This is a genomic window from Sphingomonas sp. GlSt437 (genome assembly GCF_048015635.2).
In the GTDB taxonomy this organism is placed as follows: domain Bacteria; phylum Pseudomonadota; class Alphaproteobacteria; order Sphingomonadales; family Sphingomonadaceae; genus Sphingomonas.
This window is the reverse complement of record NZ_JBPGYA010000002.1, coordinates 902,019-922,246: the sequence shown is the minus strand read 5'-3', so window position 1 is coordinate 922,246 and position 20,228 is coordinate 902,019. Positions and strand designations below refer to the sequence as shown.

The following is a 20,228-nucleotide window of genomic DNA, read 5'->3' as shown; positions in this document are numbered from 1 at the left end:
CCTTGCAAGCATCCGGCCCGGCACGGGGTTCGCACGCAGCTTTGCTGCCGGTATCGCGTTCGACGTTTCGGTGCGCACCGGGGGCTGGGTTCACCGGGCGCGCCCAGCGCGCATACCGGGGGCAGGGGGTATGACGCGAACCATGGCGAGTTTGCGAACGATGGCGGCGAGCGCGGCGCTTGCCGGTGCGCTGGCCGTCCCTGGCATGGCAGCGGGGCAATCGCAGCATAATGGCGCGCCGACGCGCGAGGACATTACCCGCGAAAACGCCGCTCGCCCCGCTGACCGCGCGCCGACGCGCGTCACCGTCGAAGGCGATGTCGAGCACGCGCCGTGTCCGCTCGCCGATCCGCGCTACGCCCAGGTGATGGTGACGCTCGACCGCGTCGAATTTTCCGGGCTGGAAGTGGTGCCGGCAGCGGCGCTCGATTCCGCCTGGCGCGGTGATGTGGGGGCTGCGGTGCCGGTCGCGCGGCTATGCGAAATTCGCGATCGGGCCGCGACCATCCTACGCGGATTGGGCTATCTAGCCGCTGTCCAGATCCCGCCGCAGCGGATCGACAAGGGCGGCACGGTCCATATGGACGTGCTGATGGCGCGACTGACCAAGGTTCAGGTGCGCGGCGACCCCGGCAACAGTTCGGCGATTATCGAGCGCATCTTGCGCGGCGTGGCGGGCGAGGGGCCGTTCAACACGCACGAGGCTGAGCGGCGCCTGCTACTCGCGCGCGATTTGCCCGGCTTCGACATCCGGCTGGTGCTGCGCCCCGCGACCGACACGCCGGGCGCGATCACGGCCGATGCCATCGTCGTGCGCCAGCCGATCGTTGCGGATATCAACATCCAGAATCTGGGCTCGACCGCCGTTGGCCGCTATGCCGGCTTGGCGCGCGTGCAGCTGAACGGGCTTTACGGCCATGGCGACGCGACCGTCATCAGCCTGTTCAACACCAGCGACATTCACGAGCAGACGGTGGTCGGGCTCGACCACAGCTTGGCGCTCGGCGGTAACGGCCTGCGGCTGTCGGGCAACGTCGCTTACGCCTGGAGCCACCCGAGCCTGGGCGCGACAAGCCCGATCCGCTCGCTCACCCTGATCGCCGGTGTCCGGCTGGATTACCCGCTGCGGCTAAGCCAGGCTTCGCGGATCGACGCTGGCATCGGCGCCGAGCTGATCGACCAGCGCGTGCGCTTTGGTGCCCTGCCGCTCTCGACAGACAAGGAACGGTCGATCGCCGGTTATCTGAGCGGCGATTTCCGCGACCCTGCCAGCATCGCGGGCGCGGGCGGTTATACGATCGACGAACCGCGCTGGCGGCTGACCGGCGCGATCGAACTGCGCCAGGGCGTTAGCGTGCTCGGCGCGAGCAAGGCATGCGGGACCGGCCTCGTCAATTGCCTGCCGCCTAACGTGCCGCTGACTCGCCTTGCGGCCGACCCCAGGCCGACGATCGTTCGCTTCCAGGGGAGCGGCGAGTTCCGCCCCGCGCCCAAGATCGCGATCGTTACGAGCACGCGGGCGCAGTATAGCCGTCAAGTGCTCGTCAGCTATGAAGAGATCGGCGCGGGCAATTATACGATCGGCCGTGGCTACGATCCCGGAACATTGCTCGGCGATAGCGGAGTCGGCATATCCGCAGAGTTGCGGCTGTTGAGTGGCGTGGCGCATGCCCGGCGCGCGTTCATTTTCCAACCTTATGGCTTTTACGATGGCGCGTGGAGCTGGCAGAACGACACGGCACCCGGCGCGGTGCAGCCGCAATATCTGGCGTCGGTCGGTGGCGGCGTGCGGGGCGCGTGGCGCAACCATGCCCGCTTCGACCTGAGCATCGCGGTCCCGCTCGAGCGGCCGCCGCTCGCAACGCGCACGCCGCCGGCGCGCTTCCTGTTTTCGATTACCACCCGGCTATTTCCGTGGAGCGCGCGATGACTGATCGACTCCGTTGGCGGTGCGGCCGCGCGTCGCTTCTGCAAACCAGCGCCACTGGCGCCTTGCTTCTCGGCGCGCTCGTTATGCCACGCCCGGCATATTCGCAGGCTTTTCAGGGGACCGCCAACGTCAGCAGCGGCAACGCCACCGTCTCGACCTCGGCCAACACGACTAACATCTCGATCAACACCAGCACCGCGATCATCAACTGGACGCCGACCGACCACGCCAGCACCGGCACCATCGACTTTTTGCCTGCGGGCACGACAGCGACGTTTACTGGGCAAGTCGCTCCTTACACCGTCCTCAACCGGATCATCCCGACCGACATCAACAACGTCGCGACGTCGCGCCCGGTGGCGTTCAACGGCACGGTTAACGGTATCGGCGGCAATATCTGGTTCTATTCGCCGGGCGGCATCGTCGTTGGCTCGACCGGCATATTCAATGTCGGCGGCCTGATCCTGACGACCGACGATATCGATACGACCCAGGGCGTCGTGCAGGTCGGTGTCGGAGCGCCTAGCGCAATCCATTTCGGCGTGACGTCGCCGCTGGCGACGTCCTCGGTTCAGATCAACGCCGGCGCACAGATCAATGCCAGCAGCTATGTCGCCATCGTCGCGCCGCGCATTGTGCAGGCTGGCACAGTCACCACCAATGGCTCGACCGCCTATGTCGCCGCCGAGAAGGCCGATCTCACGATCAATGGCGGCCTGTTCGACATCACCATCGGCACCGGCACGAGCGACCCCAACGGCATCGTACATACCGGGACAACGACGGGGCCAGCATCGACGAGCAATGTAGACTATCGCCGCGTCTACCTCGTTTCGCTGGCCAAGAACGACGCGCTGACGATGCTGCTGTCGGGCACGATCGGCTATACCCCGGCGGCCACTGCGGCGAACGAGGCGGGGCAAGTGGTGCTCGCGGCTGGCGGCGGCGTTTCGAGTGGCGCGGCTTACCTGCCGGCGCCGCTGCCGACGACGCACGACGCGGTCACCATCACCAACGCCAATTTCCTGTCATCGACGTCGGGTTACAGCACTGGCAACATCAAGCTGACCGCGTCCGCTGGCCAGAATGTGAGCTTCACGTCCGATGCGACGCTGATTTCGCGCACCCGGGTTGATGTGCTGGCGCAAGGCGGCGGCCAGATCACGGGCGGCAATTTGATCTTCAATGCGGTGAACCCCTCCGGGACCGGCGTTACGTTGACCGCGACCGGCACGGGCAGCGCGATTACCTCGACGGGCACGCTCAGCGCAGCCGCCGCGGGTATCATCGATCCAACCCAGATTATCCCGCCGACCGGTAGCGATGCGACGGGCGGCACCCTTGCCGTACAGGCCGATAATGGCGGCAGCATCAGCGCCAGCGCGCTCCAGCTCAACGCCTTTGCGAGCGCCGGCACCGGAACAATTCAAGATGGCAATGCGACCGGCGGCGCCATAACCATCAAGGCGCTGACGGGCGGCAGCATCACCGCGACGACCACCACGTCGCTTTTCGCCGCAGGCACGGTGCCGCAAAACGGCGTACCTGATCATGGCGGCAATGCCATTGGCGGCACGGCGACGATCATCGCCAATGGCGGCACGCTCGCGCTCGGCGAAGTCGACATCGACACGAGCGCAACCGCCAGCAGCGGGGCGCTCAGCGGCGGCAATGCGACCGGCGGGACGATCAACCTGACGGTCAACAACGCAACGCTCAACTGGAACAGTCTGACCGCGTTGGTCGCCACGACTGGCGGCGCGGCTGGCCTTGGCGGGGTAGCGGGCAGCGCGGTCGGATCGGCCAATGGTTTTTCGGTCGATATTGGGGCCGGCGGCACCCTCAATATTGCCAGCCAGCTGGGGATCAACGCCGGCAGTGCCGTGTCGTTCAACGATGGCGGGGCGAGCACGGTTACAGGCGGCAAGGCCTCGGTCTCGGTGCATGACGGCGGGGCGCTGACCGCGCAACAGATCCTGATCAACGCGACCGGTTATTCGGGGCTGAATGATCCCCGCAATGACACCGGCACGGCGCCCTCGGCCACCGGCGGCGCGGCAAGCGTCGACGCCAATGGCGGGTCGATCACGGTTGGCACCCTGCAAATCCAGGCCGATGCCTTTGCTTCTGGCAATGCGCAAGCCGCAGGCCTGTCGACCGGCGGCACGGCCCAACTTTCCGCCCGGAATGGCGGATCGGTAAACATTACTGGCCGAGGCACCAGCATTACGGCGAATGGCGCTCTCCTCAATCCCAGCCCCTATGGCGCGGCAGGGCATGGCGGCACGGTGCTGGTCTTCGCCCAGGACGGCGCGATCTCGATTCCGGCCGATCTGACGTTGCAAGCCGATGGTTTTGGCCTCGGCTCGCGGCTCGCGGGCGTTGCCGCGGTGCCGTCGTCGGGCGGCAGCGTCACGCTCGAAACACGCAAGGGAACGGCAGGCACCGCGAACCTCGCGCTCGGAACCGTGCTGGCAAGCGCGAACGCCGATGGCAATGATCGCGGCGGTGCCGATCAATTTTCGTTCGGCAATGGCGGTGCGGCCACCGGGGGCACGGTCGCCTTCAACTTCAACGCCGGTACAGTTTCGGCAACATCGATGACGCTGTCGGCAGATGCGACCGCCGGCAACGCCCGGCGCGGCTTCGTGGGTGGTACTGGTACTGGCGGATCGGCGAGCATCAACGTGGCGGGCGCGACAGCGACGGTGCCGCTGCTCAGCGTGACGGCGCTCGGCACGGGCGGCGGCATCGTGTCCGCCGGCAGCAATACCGCTCCGGGTACTGGCGGTCTTGGGGCGGGCGGGACGGCGAGTGTAACCGTCAGCGCCGGATCGCTGACCGCATCGACTGGCCTCACCCTGCAGGCAACTGGCATCGGTGGGGTCGCCACGGGGGCGGACGCGCTCAATGGCAATAATGGCGGCGCGGGAACTGGCGGCACCGCGTCCATCCTGCTGCCGACCGGCGGTACCGGTCAGCTCACGCTCGGCAGCCTCACGATGGGCGCGGCGGGTGTCGGGGCTGCAGGCGGCAACGTCAGCAACGTGAACAACGTCGCGACCAATGCGACGCATGCCGGGAACGGCGGCGCCGGGACGGGGGGCACGGCACGCGTTCTCCTCGAAAGCGGCAGCTTCTCCGCCCCTGATCTGACCGCGACCGCGAAGGGCACCGGCGGGGTTGGCGGACAATCGACGGCGGCCGGCGTCGCGGGGGGTGCGGGCGGGCTCGGCCGGGGTGGTCAATCGACGCTGTCGTTCGGCGGCGCGACGACGCAGATCAACACCGTTACCGCAGATGCGACCGGTGTCGGCGGCGCCGGCGGTGCGTCGCTGATCCAAACCGGCGTCAACCCCGCCAGCGGCTTGCCCATTTTCGGCCCCGGTGCGGATCCGGGCGGCGCCGGTGGCGCGTCGTTCGGTGGTTTCGGAACGGTGACGCTGGGCGCCGACCCGAGCTTCACGGCGCTTTCGGTGCTGGCGACCGCGACGGGCGGAGTGGGTGGATCGGGTGGCATCGGCGCAGCAGGCGGCGCCGCGACGGGCGGCGTGGCCGCGCTCAACCAGAATGCGAGCGCGCTGACGGTAAGCAATATTCTGGCGATCTCGTCGGCAGCGCTGGGAGGTGCGGGTGGCCAGGGCGCGACGGGGGCCGGCGGCGTTGGCGGCGCTGCGACGGGCGGTGCCTCATCGCTGACTGACACCGGCGGCGGCACCACAATCAGCGTCGGTGCGCTGGCGATCGACGCCAACGCGACAGGCGGCGCTGGCGGCGCGGGCGGCACCAATGGCACATCGACGTCGAACGGCGCCGCCGGCGGCGCGGCGACCGGGGGCACGGCTCGCGCGACAACAGCGAACGGCGCCGCGTTCACTTATGGACAGACCGCGTCAATCACGGTTGCCGCCCAAGGCGGCGCTGGAGCCGTTGGGACTTTGGGCGGCGCAGCTGGCCTGGGAGGTGGCGCATCGGGCGGGGCGGCCTCGCTCGCCGTTATGGGCGGTCCGTTCACGGGCACGGTGGGGCCGCGATCCGGCGCGCTCACCATCGCTACGACGACACAGGGCGGCAGCGGCGTTGCCGGCAGCGGCGGATCGGCGAGCCTTTCGATCACCGGTGGCACGCTCACCGTCGGCACCACTCAGGTGAGCGCGACGGCGACCAATCGCGGATCGGCCAGCATTACCAACAGCAGCGGCACCGTCTCGACCGGCGCGCTCACCCTGGCGGCAACGGGCACCGCACAGGGCGCAGGCGATGGCATCAGCTTTGCGAGCAGCGGCACGATCTTCTCGACCGGCGGCGCGGCGACGTTCTCCGGCAGCACCGTCGGCCTGACCTTCACCGGCGCCGGCGGGCTCGATGTGAAGGGTGCGTGGACGGTCAACTCGACCGGCGCACTCAACGCCGATCATCTCAGTCAATCGGGCACGACGCCGTTCGAGAGCGCGCATGCCTCGAGCACTGGCTGGACCGCAGGGGGGGCGATCACCGGCAACGGCCAGACACGGCTGCGCTCGGACGGCACGCTCGGCCTGACCGCAGGCGGCGGCGCCGCGTTCGGGCGATTGCAAGCGGGCGGCAATATTACCGTGAACGCGGCAGGTAACATCGCTGGGGCGGATGCGCTCTCGACAGGTGGCGGCATCAACTGGACGACCACGGCGGGCCGGCTGACCGGCGGCAGCCTTACCGCCAATCAGGCGATCGTGCTGAGCGCGCCGGGGGGCATTTCGGTCACCGATGCGATCGCGGGGACCAACGCCACGCTGACCGCCGTTAACGGTGCGGTGCAGGTCAGCCACAATATAGTGGGCACCGGTCCCGTCCAGGCCACCGGCCAGTCGGTCACGCTCAACGCGACGGGCGCGCTGACGGTGGCAAGCGCAACGGCGACCGCGGGCAACCTCAACATTACCGCCGGTGGTGCGCTCGGGGTGACGACGGGAACCGCGAGCGGCTCGATCATCCTTTCCGCGCCGGGCGCGGTTACGGTGGGCGCGCTTGGCGCGGGCACGACGGTCGGCATCACCGCCGGCGGCGTGGCGACCTTCAACGGCGCGACGACGGGCACGTCGGTCGCAGTGAGCAGCAGCGACATCGCCTTCGGGCCGAATGGCCGGATCGGCACGCAGGGCACGACGAGCCAGATCGCGCTTACCTCGACCAACAGCACGGCGCCCGCCGTGTTTGGCGGCACGGCAGCCGGAGCCGGGTACACGCTCGATGCCAATAAGGTTCAGCGGCTGTTCGCCAACTCGATCAGCCTTGTCGTGCCGCGCGCAGCTGGCACGACTGCCGGGCTGGGCGGGACGCCCGACCTGATCATCCGTGATGTTGCCGTCAGCACCGGCGCCAATGGCAATCTCGGCACCAACGGCACGCTGTCGTTGTCGACGCCGGGGTCGATCCGTATCGACGGTAACGTCGCTTTGCGCGGCATCGGCGCGACCGGGGGATTGAGCGTAACCGCGGGGGATACGCTATCGATCATCGCCGGCACCGGCGCGATCGACTTGCGCGATGCGAATGGCGGCCTGTCGGGTGTCGCGACGCTCACCGGCGCCAATCTCATCGCCGCAACCGCCTCGGCGATCAGCGATGTCGCCGCGACGACCGACCCCGATGTTCGGTCTACACGCCTGTCTGCCAATGATGGCGCGACGAGCGACCAGGGTATAATCCGCGCTGCCTCGATCCTGCTCAATGCGGGGAGCGGGCTGTTCATCCAGAATACCGGGGCAAGCTCGGTCTTTGGCGACCGGCGCGGCTTCACGGCTGATCCGATCGCGATCACGACGGGCAGTGGCACGACGCAGATCATCATCAACGGCCAGGTCATCACGACGACGCAGGCGGGCGTGACCAATTATCGCGGCTTGGCGACGATCCCGATCGTCACGATCAACGGCGTCGCGGCAGGTGGCCCCGGCCAATTCGATCCGCGCTCGACGATCAATGGTTGCAAGATCGCCGCAGCGCAATTGTGCGGCGGCGGCGGTGGCAATGCGATCCCGACGATCAACGTCATCGGCGGCGAAATCCACACTCCGCTGTTCGGCAAGGACACGTTCTTGTCGCTGCTGACGTTCGAGACGGAGATCGCCAACCGCTATCCCCCGCTGATCGACGAGCCGATCACCGGCGTCGGCAACGAAGACCTGTGGCACGTGCCGCCGTGCGATCCGCAAAGCGGCAATTGCCCGGTGCCGCCGCCGACCAGCCAGCCTTAGGATTGGGGAGGGGGCGTGGCGATGCAGCGGCTGGCGGCGGTTCTGGCGATCATCCTGGTGGCGATGCTGGCCGGCGCGCGCCCGTCGGTCGGCGCGCCTGCCGCCGAAGCGCGGTTCGAGGGCGTCGCGAGCTGTGCCGGCACGACCTGCCATGGCCGGCTCGAAGGCAATGGCGCAGTCGTCCGCCAGGACGAACTGGCGCGCTGGCAAGACCCCGCCAGCGACACCGGCGCGCATAGCCGCGCTTACACGGCGTTGAACGGCCACCGCGCTCACCAGATCACCGCGACGCTCGGGCTGGGCGAGCCAACCGCCGCGCCCGCTTGCCTTGGCTGCCACACTACACCGACTTATGGCGCACGCGGTCCGCGCTTCCTGGCGAGCGACGGCGTCGGCTGCGAAGCGTGCCACGGCCCGTCGGGTGGTTGGATTGCCTCGCATTACGCCGTCGGTGCGAGCCATGCCGCCAATGTATCGCGCGGGATGACGGCGCTGGAGCGCCCGCGCGTCCGCGCCGAAATCTGCCTCGATTGCCATTTCGGCAGCGGCAAGCCCGGCCAGTTCGTCAGCCACCGGATGATGGCGGCAGGGCATCCCCGCGTCGCGTTCGAGCTCGATCTTTATTCGACGCTGCAGCAGCACCACAATGAAGACGCCGATTACGCCCAGCGCAAGGGACGCACCGACAATGTGCGGATGTGGGCAGTCGGCCAGGCGATGGCCGTCTCGCGCGCGCTGTCGCTCTATGCCGGGCCGCGCGGTGCCGAGGGCGCCTTCCCCGAATTCTATTTCTTCGATTGCCAGAGCTGCCACCGGCGCATCTACGATCAGGCCGATTTCAGCCGGAGCTGGGAAAGCAATCCCGGCCGGCCGATCCCCGCCGGCATGCCGCCGTTCAACGATGAAACGATGATCCTGCTGTCGGCCGCCGCGCATGTCGCGGCGCCGGGGTTGGCGACACGGTTTGATGCCGATTCGCGCGCTTTCCACGCCGCGCTTGCGCTCGATCGACGCGCGGCGGTTGCGGCGGCGGCGCGACTGGCAGCAACAGCAAATGGCCTCGCCGAAGCGCTATCAGGCCTGAACGGCAGCGGCGACATGGCATTCGCCATGCTTGATCGTATCGCCGGTCCAGCGCTTGAACCGCGCTTCACCGATTATGCCGGATCGGTTCAGGCCGTGATGGCGACCGACACGCTGCTCAATGCGCTGGTCCGCCAGGGCCGGGTGACGACAGGGGCGGCGGCGGGCATTCGCGCCAATATCAGCCGCGCTTATGCGGCGGTGAAGGACCCCAATGGCTATCAGCCCGCTGTCTTCCGCGGCGCGCTCGGCGGGGCGATCCACAGCATCGAGGCGCTGCGATGAGGCGCCCCGGCTCGTTTGCCGTGCTCACCACCAGCGCGGCCCTGATGCTGGCAAGCTGCGGCGGCGGGAGCAGCGGCGGCTCGGGCAGCAGCGGCTCGACGCCGACGCCGACGCCTACCCCCACCCCGACAACTTACTATGCTGTCCCGGCTGGCGAGGCGCTCAGCGTTGCCGACGTCCAGTCGGTGATCGCCCATGCGGTCGACGAAGCCAGCAAGCGCAGCCTGCCGGGTGTCATCGCGGTGGTTGATCGGGTCGGCAATGTCCTCGCCGTGTTCAGGATGACCGGCGCGCGCGCGACCGCGCTGACGCGGCCCGCACCCAACGGCGCCAATATCGACGCCCAGAATTTGACGATTCCTGCCGAGGCGGGCGCCATCGCCAAGGCAGTGACCGGCGCGTATCTGTCGAGTGGCGGCAACGCCTTCTCCACCCGCACCGCGAGCGAGATCGTCCAGCAGCAATTCCCTCCCGCGCCGAGCACGACCGGGCTGGAAAGCGGGCCGCTGTTCGGCGTGCAGTTCAGCCAATTGCCCTGCTCTGATCTTGCCACCCGTTTCGCCAGCGGCGGCGCGAGCATGATCGGCCCCAACCGCTCGCCGCTTGGCCTCGCGGCAGACCCCGGTGGCTTTCCGCTCTACAAGAACGGCGTCGTCGTGGGCGGCGTCGGGGTGATGGCGGACGGCGATTACGGCTTCGATCCCAATATCCTCGATGTTGACAATGATCCCGAGGAAGCGATCGCGCTCGCGGGCACACTGGGCTTCGAGGCACCGACGGCGATCCGCGCCGACAAGATTTATGTCGACGGCACCCAGCTGCGATACTCGGATACCGATTACACCGCCCTCCAGGCCAGCCCCGCCGCGCCCTATGCCGCCGCGACCGCGCTCGGCGCGCTGGAGACGGTGCGCGGCTATTTCGGCGACCCCGTGCCGGCAATCCGCGCGGGCACGGCTTATGGCAGCGAAGCCTCGGGCGTTCGGCCCTCGACCAGCGCCGAGTTCAGCAATGCCGATGCGTTCGTCCTGTCCGATGGCGCAGGGCATGATCGCTACCCGGTGCGCGGCGGAACGGACGGCGCCGATGTCGCGACGCCGCTCAGCGCCGCCGAAGCACGCGCGGTGCTGGAGGAAGCGTTCAAGATCATGACGCGCGCGCGGGCGCAGATCCGCCAGCCGTTCGACAGTCGCGCGCAAGTGTCGATCTCGCTCGTTGATACGCACGGGCAAGTGCTGGGGCTCGTCCGCGCGCCCGATGCGCCGATCTTCGGCATCGACGTGTCGCTGCAAAAGGCGCGGACGGCGGCGTTCTTTTCGGGCACGCAGGCAGGCGCGCAATTGTTGGGTGACCCCAGTGCGGACGTGAATCATTTCGTCGCGGCGACGCGCAGCTTCCTTAACGATCCCAACGCGCTGACAGGCGCCGTCGCTTTTTCCGACCGCGCCGGCGGCAATCTGTCGCGCCCCTATTTCCCCGATGGCGAAGTCGGCCGGCCAAACGGCCCGCTCTCCCGCCCAATCGCCCAGTTCAACCCGTTTTCGACCGGGCTGCAATCGGCGCTGATCCTCACCAATCTCGCGCAGCATTTGGGCTATGTGACGGGCGCGAGTGCCACCGATACGCCGCAGCGCTGCACTTTCATTCCCGAGGTGGCCGGGCAGAATCGCCTCCAGAACGGCATCCAGATCTTCCCCGGCTCGGTGCCCATTTATCGCGGCAGCACGCTGGTCGGCGCGATCGGCGTCTCGGGCGACGGCATCGATCAGGACGACATGGTTGCCTTTCTCGGCACCAATAATGGCGGACTGCGGGTCGGTGGCATCGGTAATGCGCCGCTGTCGATCCGCGCCGACAATATCGTTGTCGCGGTGGGGACCACCCAGGTGCGCCTGCGCTACGTCAACTGCCCGTTCGCGCCGTTCCTCGATACCAGCGACCAGAATGTCTGCGCGGGGCTATAGCGGATGAGTGCGGCGCTGCTGCCCCTGATGATCGCGGCGACGTCCCCGCTCGACGCGGTGGTCAGCGATGCGCTTGCCGCGCCGCAGGACCAGCAGGCCAATCCCGGTGATCCTGTGCCGCCCGGCCCCGACCAGATCGATGGCCGCCGCCGCCCCGGCTATAACAAGGCCCTGCCGCCGCCGGTCACTCAGGACAATCAGGGCGCGGTCCGCGCGCCGCCGCCCGAAGCCTTCCCGACCGACCAGTTCCCCATCCCCGATCGCTGGCGGCTGATCCAGTCGCTCGGGATCGTGAAGGAACATTGGTGGGACCCCTATCACCAGAACACGCTGAAGGGGGATCGCCCGATCGATCGCGCCAAGGTGCCGTGGCTGCCGATCAAGGAGGATGACTGGTTCTTCAGCGTGAACGCAACGAGCGACACGGTGTTCGAGCCGCGCAGCTTCCCGATTCCCGTCGGGGTGCAGACGACCGAGCGGCCCAACAGCATCGATGTGTTCGGCAAATCGGCAAGCTATGTCGTCTCGCAGACTTTTCTGGCCGGCATTTCGCTCACCAAGGGCCGTACTGCGTTCATGCCGCCGCGCATCGAGTATCGGCTGACGCTCGCCTTCAACCTGAGCTATGCCAATGTGCCGGAGCGGCGCGTGCTGTTTGTCGAGCCGTCGCTGCCCGGCCATCGCTTCGACAATCATCTCGGCGTGCAGGAAGCGTTTGTCGATTACCACTTGCGCAATACGTCCGACCGCTATGATTTCGAATCGATCCGCGTCGGTATCCAGCCGTTCCAGAATGACTTTCGCGGCTTTCTGTTCAACGACGATCAGCTCGGCATCCGGCTGTTCGGTAATCGCGACGATAATCGCTTCCAGTTCAACCTGGCGGCGTTCTGGCGGCTGGAAAAGGACACGAATTCTGGCCTGAATGACGTTACCCAGCGCCCGCGCAACGACTGGGTGTTCGTCGGCAATCTCTATCGGCAGGATTTCATCATCCCGGGCCTGACCAGCCAGATATCGGTGGTCTATGACATGGATCGCGAGGCGCGCGACATCCATATCGACGCTAACGGTTTCCCCGTCCGCCCGGCGTTGCTCGGCAATCTCCGCGGGCGCGATTATGACGTGGTGTATCTGGGCTATAACGCCGATGGCCATGTCGGCCGGATCAACCTGACCGGCAGCTTCTATGCCGCGCTGGGCGAAGACCGGAACAGCTTCTTCACGAGCAGGCCCGCGCAGATCCGCGCCTATTTCGGCGCGACCGAGCTCAGCTACGATCATGACTGGATGCGCTTCCGCTTGTCCGGCCTCTATGCCAGCGGCGATGGCAACCCGTACGACAATACCGAAGAGGGCTTCGACGCGATCAGCGAGAACCCCATCTTCGCCGGCGCCGATACCAGCTACTGGATCCGCCAGGCGATTCCCTTCGCCGGCGGTGGTCGCGCTGTCACCCTGTCGGGGCGCAACGGCATCCTCAATTCGCTGCGCTCGTCCAAGGATGAGGGCCAGTCGAATTTCAACAACCCGGGCACCGCGCTGCTTGGCGTCGGCGCGGATTTCGACCTGACGCCGCGCTTCCGCCTCTCGAGCAATGTCAATCATCTGTGGTTCGCGACGACCCGGGTGCTGGAAACGCTGCGCAACGAAGGCACGATCCCAGATGATATCGGCTGGGACGTATCGGGCGCCGCGATCTTCCGTCCCAAGGCGACGCAGAACATCATCTTCCGCTTGTCCGCCGCCGCTTTAGTGCCGGGCAGCGGCTTTCACGACCTGTTTTCCTCCACCGACCGCGACCGCAATTATTATTCGGTCCTGGCCAACATCATCCTGAATTACTGATGCGCTGGTCCCTTCGACTTTCCTACCGTCACCCCGGCCTCGTGCCGGGGTCCACCGTGCCTGCAAACACGTCGCTGGCGGCCCTAGTCGCGCGGTGGATGCCGGAACAAGTCCGGCATGACGGGTGGGGTAAGGGGTTAGCGCTCTCCTTTGCCCTAATAGCGCTTGCCCTGCTTGCTCTCCTCTCCCCCATGGGGCCCCTCACCGCAGGCGAAGGCGAGCGGCCGGTGAAGCGGCACTATGTCGACTATCCCGCCTCCCCGATGACGCAATCGCCGGCCGACGCCGACGCCAAATCGGCCGGGTGCATCAGCTGCCACGTCAAGACCGATCAGCCGACGATGCACGCGACGCCGGCGGTGATGCTCGGCTGCGCCGATTGCCATGGCGGCGACCCCAAGGTGATGGGCGACCCCGCGCGCGGCTTCACCGACCCAGCCTATGTCGCCGCGCGCGACAAGGCGCATGTGCTGCCGCGCTATCCCAAGGCCTGGAATTATCCCAGCTCGGCCAATCCCAAAGACAGCTACACGCTGCTCAATCGCGAGGCGCCCGAGTTCATCCGCTTCATGAACCCCGGCGATTACCGCGTCGCGCGGGCGGCGTGCGGGGCGTGCCATATCGACATCATCACCGCTGCCGAACGCTCGCTGATGGCCAATTCGGCGATGCTGTGGGGCGGCGCGAGCTATAACAACGGCATCCTCCCCTATAAGAATTACCTGCTGGGTGAGGCGTACACCCGCGATGGCCAGCCGGCGAAGGTGGTCGCCCCCGGCTCGCCGCCCGGCACCGTGACCGAGGCGCAGAAGAAGCGCGGTGCGCTCGCCGCGCTCTACCCGATGCCGCAATGGGCGGTGGTGCCCTCGGTCGATGTGTTCCGCGTGTTCGAGGATGGCGGGCGGACGATCGGCAGCCAGTTTGCCGAGGTGGGCTTGCCCAACCCCTCGGGCTCGATCCAGCGGTTGGAGGAACCGGGGCGGCCCGACCTCAAGCAATCCAATCGCGGCAAAGGCACGGGGCTGCGCATCGCGATCGCGGTGCTCAACATCCACAAAACGCGCCTCAACGACCCCTATATGTGGTTTCTCGGCACCAATGATCAGCCGGGCGATTATCGCTCATCGGGCTGTTCGGGCTGCCACGTTATCTATGCGAACGATCGCGAGCCGCGCCACAGCCTGACTTATGCGCCCTATGGCCGCGACGGGCAGACGCAGACGGCGGACCCGACGATCGCCAGCCTGGTCGGCCATGGCGGGCTGCGTGGCGCGCCGGGCGAAAAGGAAAGCGGTCACCCGATCCAGCACGCCTTCACCCGCGCCATCCCGACCTCGCAGTGCATGAGCTGCCACATGCATCAGCCGAACATCTTCCTGAATTCGTACCTTGGCTACACGATGTGGGACTATGAGTCCGACGCGCCATCGATGTGGCCCAAGCAGCAGAAATACCCAACCGCCGCCGAGGTTCGCGCGATCAACGAGCGCAATCCCGAAGGCGCCGCGCCGCGCGGCTTGTGGGGTGATGTCGATTTCCTGCGCAACGTCTATGACCTCAACCCGACGCTGAAGGACACCCAATTCGCCGATTATCACGGCCATGGCTGGAATTTCCGAGCGATCTTCAAGCGCGACCGGGCGGGCAATCTGCTCGACGACAAGGGCAATATCGTCAGCCCCGACGACCCCGAGAAGTGGCGCAAAAAGGGTGAGGGGCAATTCGTGCCGCCCGGCACCAATCCCGGCAAGGCGGTCCATCTCATGGACATTCATGCGGAGAAAGGCCTGCAATGCGCCGATTGCCACTTCGCTCAGGACAGCCATGGCAATGGCCTGATCTACGGCGAAGTCGCCAATGCGATCGAGATTGGCTGCAAGGATTGCCACGGCACCGCCGACGCTTATCCGACGCTGCGCACCTCCGGCCCCGCCGCGCCGCCGCCGGGGCATGACTTGACGCTGCTGCGCAATCCCGATGGCCAGCGGCGGTTCGAGTGGATCGACGGGCCGGGCGGGCGGCCCGAGCTGATCCAGCGCTCGATCGTCGACCCCAAGCTCCAATGGCGCGTGCATCTGGTCAAGGACAGCGTCGATCCCGCCAGCCCCGATTTCAACCTGAAATCTGCGCGCGCCAAGCTGATGGCGAAGAGCGGGGCGGAGACGGGGCGCTATGATTTTGGCCTCGGCATCACGCCCGAAGATCGCGCGCACAAGGATGGCGAGATTGCCTGCTTCTCGTGCCACCTTTCCTGGACCACCAGCTGCGGCGGCTGCCATCTGCCGATCGAGGCGAACTGGAAGTCCGACCTCCACCATTATGAAGGGGGCGAGAGCCGCAATTTCGCGACCTACAACCCGCAAGTCGCGCGCGACGACATGTTCCAGCTCGGCCGCCATATGACGACCAAGGGCAACGAGATTGTGCCGGTGCGAAGTAGCTCCGCGCTGATCCTCTCTTCGACCAACGCCAATCGCGAGCGCATCTATATCCAGCAGCCGCCGATCAGCGCGGTCGGCTTCTCGAGCCAGGCGTTTGCGCCGCATTTCCCCCACACGGTTCGCACCACCGAGACCAAGACATGCAGCGACTGCCATCTGTCCGACAAGGACGACAACAATGCGATCATGGCGCAATTGCTGCTGCTCGGCACCAACACAGTCAATTTCGTCGGGCTGAACGCGTGGACCGGGCTAGCAAACGGATTTGAGGCCGTGCGCGTCACCGAATGGGGCGAGCCGCAAGCGGTGATCGGATCCTATCTCCAGCGCTACGCTTATCCCGATTACTGGCGCCAGCATGTCGAGCTGAACAAGCGCGAGTTGAAGGACTGGACCCGGGGCCAGACGCTCGACGGCAAGCTTTCGGGCGAACGCAACCCGCGCGAGCAGTTCCATAATGTCGTTCAGGGCACGCGCGACCGGGTCGGCTGTCTCCAGCTGCGCGGCGAATATATGTTCGTTGCCGAAGGGGCGGGCGGCTTCAGGGTCTATGACGCGGCTTCGGTCGCCAATAAAGGCTTTTCGGAAAAGATCGTTTCGGCGCCCTTCTCGCCGCTCGGCCAGAACACGCATGTCGCGACGACCGACGCGACCTGCATGGCGCTCCCCACCAACCAGCCGATCGCGCCGCAGCGCAACACGCCCGACATGCAGGCGATGAACCAGGAACAGCCGTTCCTGCCCATCTATCATTATGCGGCGGTGACCGATCGGGTCGAGGGGCTGATCCTCGTCAATGTCGACCCGCTGGCCGACGGCAATTTCAAAAACAACTTCCTGAAGCGCGCGGTCACCTGGAACCCCGACCATGTGCTCGATGGCGCGCGGCACATCGTTCTCGCCGGGAGCGTCGCCTATGTCGCGGCCAAGGCGGGGCTGGTGGTGGTCGACCTTGCCGATCCGCTCCGTCCCCGGCTGGCGGCAGTGCGACCGCTCGTCGATGCGCGGGCGAGTGCCATCCAGTTCCGCTATCTGTGGGTCACTGATGCCGATGGCGTGAAGCTGTTCGACGTGACCAAGCTGACCGATCCCAAGCCCGTGCCGAGCGGGACGATCCCGCTCGCCAATGCGGAGCGGCTGTATGTCGCGCGCACCTATGCCTATGTCGCCGCCAAGCAGGACGGGCTCGTCATCGTCAACGTCACCAACCCGACGCGGCCGGTGATCGACCAGAAAGTCACCTTCAACGGCCAGCTCAACGATGCCGAGGATGTCATTGTCGGCGCGACCAATGCCTCGCTGTTCGCTTATGTCGCGGACGGACGCAATGGCCTGAAAGTCATCCAGCTGACCAGCCCCGAAAGCCAGCGCAATTTCTACGGCTTCTCCCCCGCGCCCAAGCCCGAGCTGATTGCCTGGGCGCGGACGCCGAGCCCGGCGCTCGCCATGTCGAAAGGCCTCGACCGCGATCGCGCGGTCGACGAGACCGGCGGGCAGATTGCGGTATTCGGCCGGCTCGGCTCGCGGCCCTTTACCCGGCCGGAGATGGAGCGCCTGTTCCTCAACAGCCGCGGCGAACCCTATAAGGTGAGCGACGTCGCCGACATGCGCGACTGGCACGCGCCGATGAAATTGCCGTAGCCGTTTTAGCCGTCACCCCAGCGAAAGCTGGGGTCGCTTGCGGCTTGAGACCCCAGCTTTCGCTGGGGTGACAGAAAATTGGCTGGGGTGACGGATAAGCTGCTATCGCGGCCGTTCCTCCATCAAATGCCGAACGAGCCCCTGCATCTTATGGTCGAACTTGGCGAGCATCACATGCTCGGCGGCGGTGTCGAAATGGGTGACGAGCCCGTGTTCGGTCCAGCGGTGGAGCGCATAGCCGGGCGCATCGGCGATCACCATCGCGCGCTTGTCGAGCACGTCAGGGTCCATCGCCCGCAGGTCAAGCGCCAGCTGCGGCGCGGTTGCCGGGCACACGGCGATCGTCGTCCCGCGCCAGGGCGCGACGATCGGGCGGTGGACATGGCCGCACAGGATGGCGACGACTTGGCTGTGCCCCTCGATCGCGGCGGCAAAGCGCGCGACCCATGGTTCGGCGGGGTGGGTGTTCATCCAGTCGATGCCGACCTCGACCGGGGGATGGTGCATCACGATGATGGTCGGCGTCTTTTTATCCTCCGCCAATCGCGCCTTGAGCCACGCCGCGCGCTTTTCGCAAAAAGCGCCACCGTGCCGCCCGGGCTCGAGCGTGTCGAGCATGATCAGCCGCGGGCCCTGAGTTCGCAGCGCATAATGAATGAAGCCATCGACGCGCGGCGTATCGGGGAAATAGAGCGCGAAATTGTCACGATCGTCGTGGTTCCCAACGATCGCATAGACCGGGAACGGGCACTCGCTGAGCGCATTGGCGATGCGGCGGTAGCTTTCGGCATCGCCCTTGTCGGTCAGGTCGCCGGTAACGAGCAGCAGGTCGGGGCGGTTGGGCCCTTCGCGCAGCAGCCGCAGCACGCGGTTGAGGCGTTTGGCGTTGAATTCCGCCGGATCGTCGGGCTCGAAGCCCAGATGGACGTCGGTGATCTGCGCAATCAGCATGTCCGTCCCCCTCCTGTTGATCAGGGTGCCAAAACCCCTTGCTTGTCGGGCCGCGTCAACGCCACCGGCTGCGACCAGATGATCGAGCGCCGGCTGCGCCACGGCGCGCCGGGCTGCTGGTGATAGCTGTGACAGATCGCGCAGGACGACGGCACCTTGGCCGCCGATTGCTCGCCGCCATGGCACGCGCGACAGCTTTTCAGGTCGGGCAGCAGCACATCGGCGGCGCTGTTTGACTGGCGTGCGGCGTGGCAGCTTTCACAGGTCTCGGTCTTGTGCGCGGCATGGTCGAACCAGCCGTTGAGCATGTAGCGGAGCTGTTGGTGGACCGGCGTGACGGTCCAGCTCGCCGCGCCGTTTACGCCGGGCGGCGTGATGGTGTGGCAGTCATAACAGGCGCCGCCGCGCGAGAAGAGCGCGCGCACCGCCACGTCCCCGCTCGCCGGCCGCCACGCCGCGGCACCCGCATAGGCGCGCGCGACGCTCTGGCCGGCAAAGTCGCCCGGGCGTCGCCGCGCCATGCCGCCCAGGTCGATCGGTGCGGCGGGGCTGGTCGAGCGATAATAAGCAGTCAGATCGGCGATCACCTGATTGACGTCGCCATGGCGCAGCGTGCGGTCGGTGCCGCCGATCCGCTCGAACGCCAGACTGTGGCACATCTGGCAATTGCGCTCCATGCTCACCGGCTGGAAGCGCGTGCCGTCGGCGGTCGGCGTGTGGCAATCCTTGCAGGCAAGCGCGGCGCCGAAGCCATATTGCCCGCCCAGTCGCCGCGCCATCTGCGCAACGCCATTGGTAGCGGACAAATGCAGCGCGTGCGGGAATTTGAGGCCGCTATCCTGCTTGGGATGCGCGTCGAGCGAAATGCGTTCGAGCGGCGGCGCGGTGCCTGCCGACACCATCACCGCCGGCCTGAATTGCGGGTGTGCAGTGCCGAAATCGCCGGCATTGCCGATCCGCGTATCGGCCAGCCGTGATTTCAGATCGGCGTGACAATCGGTGCAAAAGGCCTGGCGCGTCGGCGGCATCGGCCCGGCGCCCTTGTGCTCGGTGTGGCAGTCGATGCACGCGCCGGGCTTGGTGTAATTGAACGCGCTCGCAAAGCTCGCCAGCACTTGCCCGCCCCAGCCGTGCGCCGCCCGTGCGCCGCGAATACGGTCGACAGGCGCGTGATCATGGACGTCGCCATGGCATGCCTTGCAGCTATCGTCGCGCACCGAGACGAACGCCTCGCGGTGGCACGCCTCGCACTTGGTCTCGAGCGCGTGATGCGCTTCGCTGAGCGCGCCTGGTGTCCAGCTATGCTCGGCCTTCAGCGCGTAGATGTTGCGCGTGTCGACCTTCTGCGCGGCCTGGTAGCTCGCGAACGACCAGAGTGGCACCGCCAGGAAAGCGAGCAGGATCAGGATCGAGAGCACCCAAGCGCTGGTCCGCCGCGACGGCAGCATGTTGGCGAGCGAGAAGACGCGTTCCTCGTCCTTCTCCTCCGCGGCATCGGACACCGCATCGACGCGTGCGATGGTGATGATCGTATCGCCGCCGTCACTGGTCAGCGTCAGGCGATGACCGCCAAAGCCGAGTTCGGCCCCGCGCGCGGAATCGATATCGGCGGTCAGCGTCTTGCGGCCGTCGACGTCGAATTCGAGCCCCGCCGTTGCCGCCGCGCGCAACCGTCGCCCGCCCGCTGTCTCGATTTTGGCGTGGTGCGGCGCAACGGCTAGGTCGGGTAAGTGGATGTCGTTCTCAGCAGCACGGCCGATGGTAATCGTCGCGCGATCGATCACCCGCTCGCGAACGATCTCGCGCCCGGCGGCGGTGGTGGTGATCTGGCGCAGGCGAAAGCTCATCC

At 66.7% G+C, this 20,228-nt stretch carries 8 protein-coding genes; 6 read left to right on the top strand and 2 right to left on the bottom strand.

Going from position 1 to position 20,228, the window contains the following annotated elements; translation table 11 throughout:
• Positions 1-142 precede the first annotated feature (142 nt).
• The 6 genes from ACLB0R_RS13920 to ACLB0R_RS13895 all read left to right on the top strand — a co-directional run bounded on the left by ACLB0R_RS13920 (position 143) and on the right by ACLB0R_RS13895 (position 17,428).
• Complete coding sequence (locus ACLB0R_RS13920) at positions 143-1,930, top strand: ShlB/FhaC/HecB family hemolysin secretion/activation protein (protein ID WP_416643108.1); 1,788 nt, start codon at positions 143-145, stop codon at positions 1,928-1,930.
• Positions 1,927-8,166, top strand: a complete 6,240-nt coding sequence (locus tag ACLB0R_RS13915; protein ID WP_416643109.1) for a hypothetical protein — start codon at positions 1,927-1,929, stop codon at positions 8,164-8,166. The genes ACLB0R_RS13920 and ACLB0R_RS13915 overlap by 4 nt, the downstream gene beginning before the upstream one ends.
• A 21-nt stretch (positions 8,167-8,187) precedes the next feature.
• Positions 8,188-9,534 (top strand): multiheme c-type cytochrome, encoded by a 1,347-nt coding sequence (locus ACLB0R_RS13910; protein ID WP_416643933.1) that lies wholly within the window; start codon positions 8,188-8,190, stop codon positions 9,532-9,534.
• Entirely contained in the window at positions 9,531-11,498 is a 1,968-nt protein-coding gene (locus tag ACLB0R_RS13905; RefSeq protein ID WP_416643110.1) for a heme-binding protein, read from the top strand. Before ACLB0R_RS13910 ends, ACLB0R_RS13905 begins: the two co-directional genes overlap by 4 nt.
• A 3-nt stretch (positions 11,499-11,501) precedes the next feature.
• The gene (locus tag ACLB0R_RS13900; RefSeq protein WP_416643111.1) at positions 11,502-13,346 is read left to right on the top strand and encodes a hypothetical protein; all 1,845 of its coding nucleotides are present in this window, start codon (positions 11,502-11,504) and stop codon (positions 13,344-13,346) included.
• Between the two features lie 191 nt (positions 13,347-13,537).
• Positions 13,538-17,428, top strand: coding sequence for a hypothetical protein (locus ACLB0R_RS13895; RefSeq protein WP_416643112.1), 3,891 nt, complete (start codon positions 13,538-13,540; stop codon positions 17,426-17,428).
• A gap of 102 nt (positions 17,429-17,530) precedes the next feature.
• On the opposite strand, the gene ACLB0R_RS13890 is transcribed toward ACLB0R_RS13895, so the two are convergent.
• Positions 17,531-18,379 carry a phosphodiesterase gene (locus ACLB0R_RS13890; RefSeq protein ID WP_416643113.1) on the bottom strand — a complete coding sequence of 283 codons (849 nt, stop codon included), beginning with the start codon at positions 18,377-18,379 and terminating at the stop codon, positions 17,531-17,533.
• Positions 18,380-18,399: 20 nt separating this feature from the next.
• Positions 18,400-20,226 carry a cytochrome c3 family protein gene (locus tag ACLB0R_RS13885; RefSeq protein ID WP_416643114.1) on the bottom strand — a complete coding sequence of 609 codons (1,827 nt, stop codon included), beginning with the start codon at positions 20,224-20,226 and terminating at the stop codon, positions 18,400-18,402.
• Between the last annotated feature and the right edge of the window lie 2 nt (positions 20,227-20,228).

What these genes read in the sequence shown, in the direction of transcription:
- ACLB0R_RS13915 (WP_416643109.1), top strand. Translation starts at nt 1,927, where the DNA reads ATGACTGATCGACTCCGTTGGCGGTGCGGCCGCGCGTCGCTTCTGCAA.
- ACLB0R_RS13910 (WP_416643933.1), top strand. Translation starts at nt 8,188, where the DNA reads ATGCAGCGGCTGGCGGCGGTTCTGGCGATCATCCTGGTGGCGATGCTG.
- ACLB0R_RS13905 (WP_416643110.1), top strand. Translation starts at nt 9,531, where the DNA reads ATGAGGCGCCCCGGCTCGTTTGCCGTGCTCACCACCAGCGCGGCCCTG.
- ACLB0R_RS13900 (WP_416643111.1), top strand. Translation starts at nt 11,502, where the DNA reads ATGAGTGCGGCGCTGCTGCCCCTGATGATCGCGGCGACGTCCCCGCTC.
- ACLB0R_RS13895 (WP_416643112.1), top strand. Translation starts at nt 13,538, where the DNA reads ATGGGGCCCCTCACCGCAGGCGAAGGCGAGCGGCCGGTGAAGCGGCAC.
- ACLB0R_RS13885 (WP_416643114.1), bottom strand. Translation starts at nt 20,226, where the DNA reads ATGAGCTTTCGCCTGCGCCAGATCACCACCACCGCCGCCGGGCGCGAG.
- ACLB0R_RS13890 (WP_416643113.1), bottom strand. Translation starts at nt 18,379, where the DNA reads ATGCTGATTGCGCAGATCACCGACGTCCATCTGGGCTTCGAGCCCGAC.
- ACLB0R_RS13920 (WP_416643108.1), top strand. Translation starts at nt 143, where the DNA reads ATGGCGAGTTTGCGAACGATGGCGGCGAGCGCGGCGCTTGCCGGTGCG.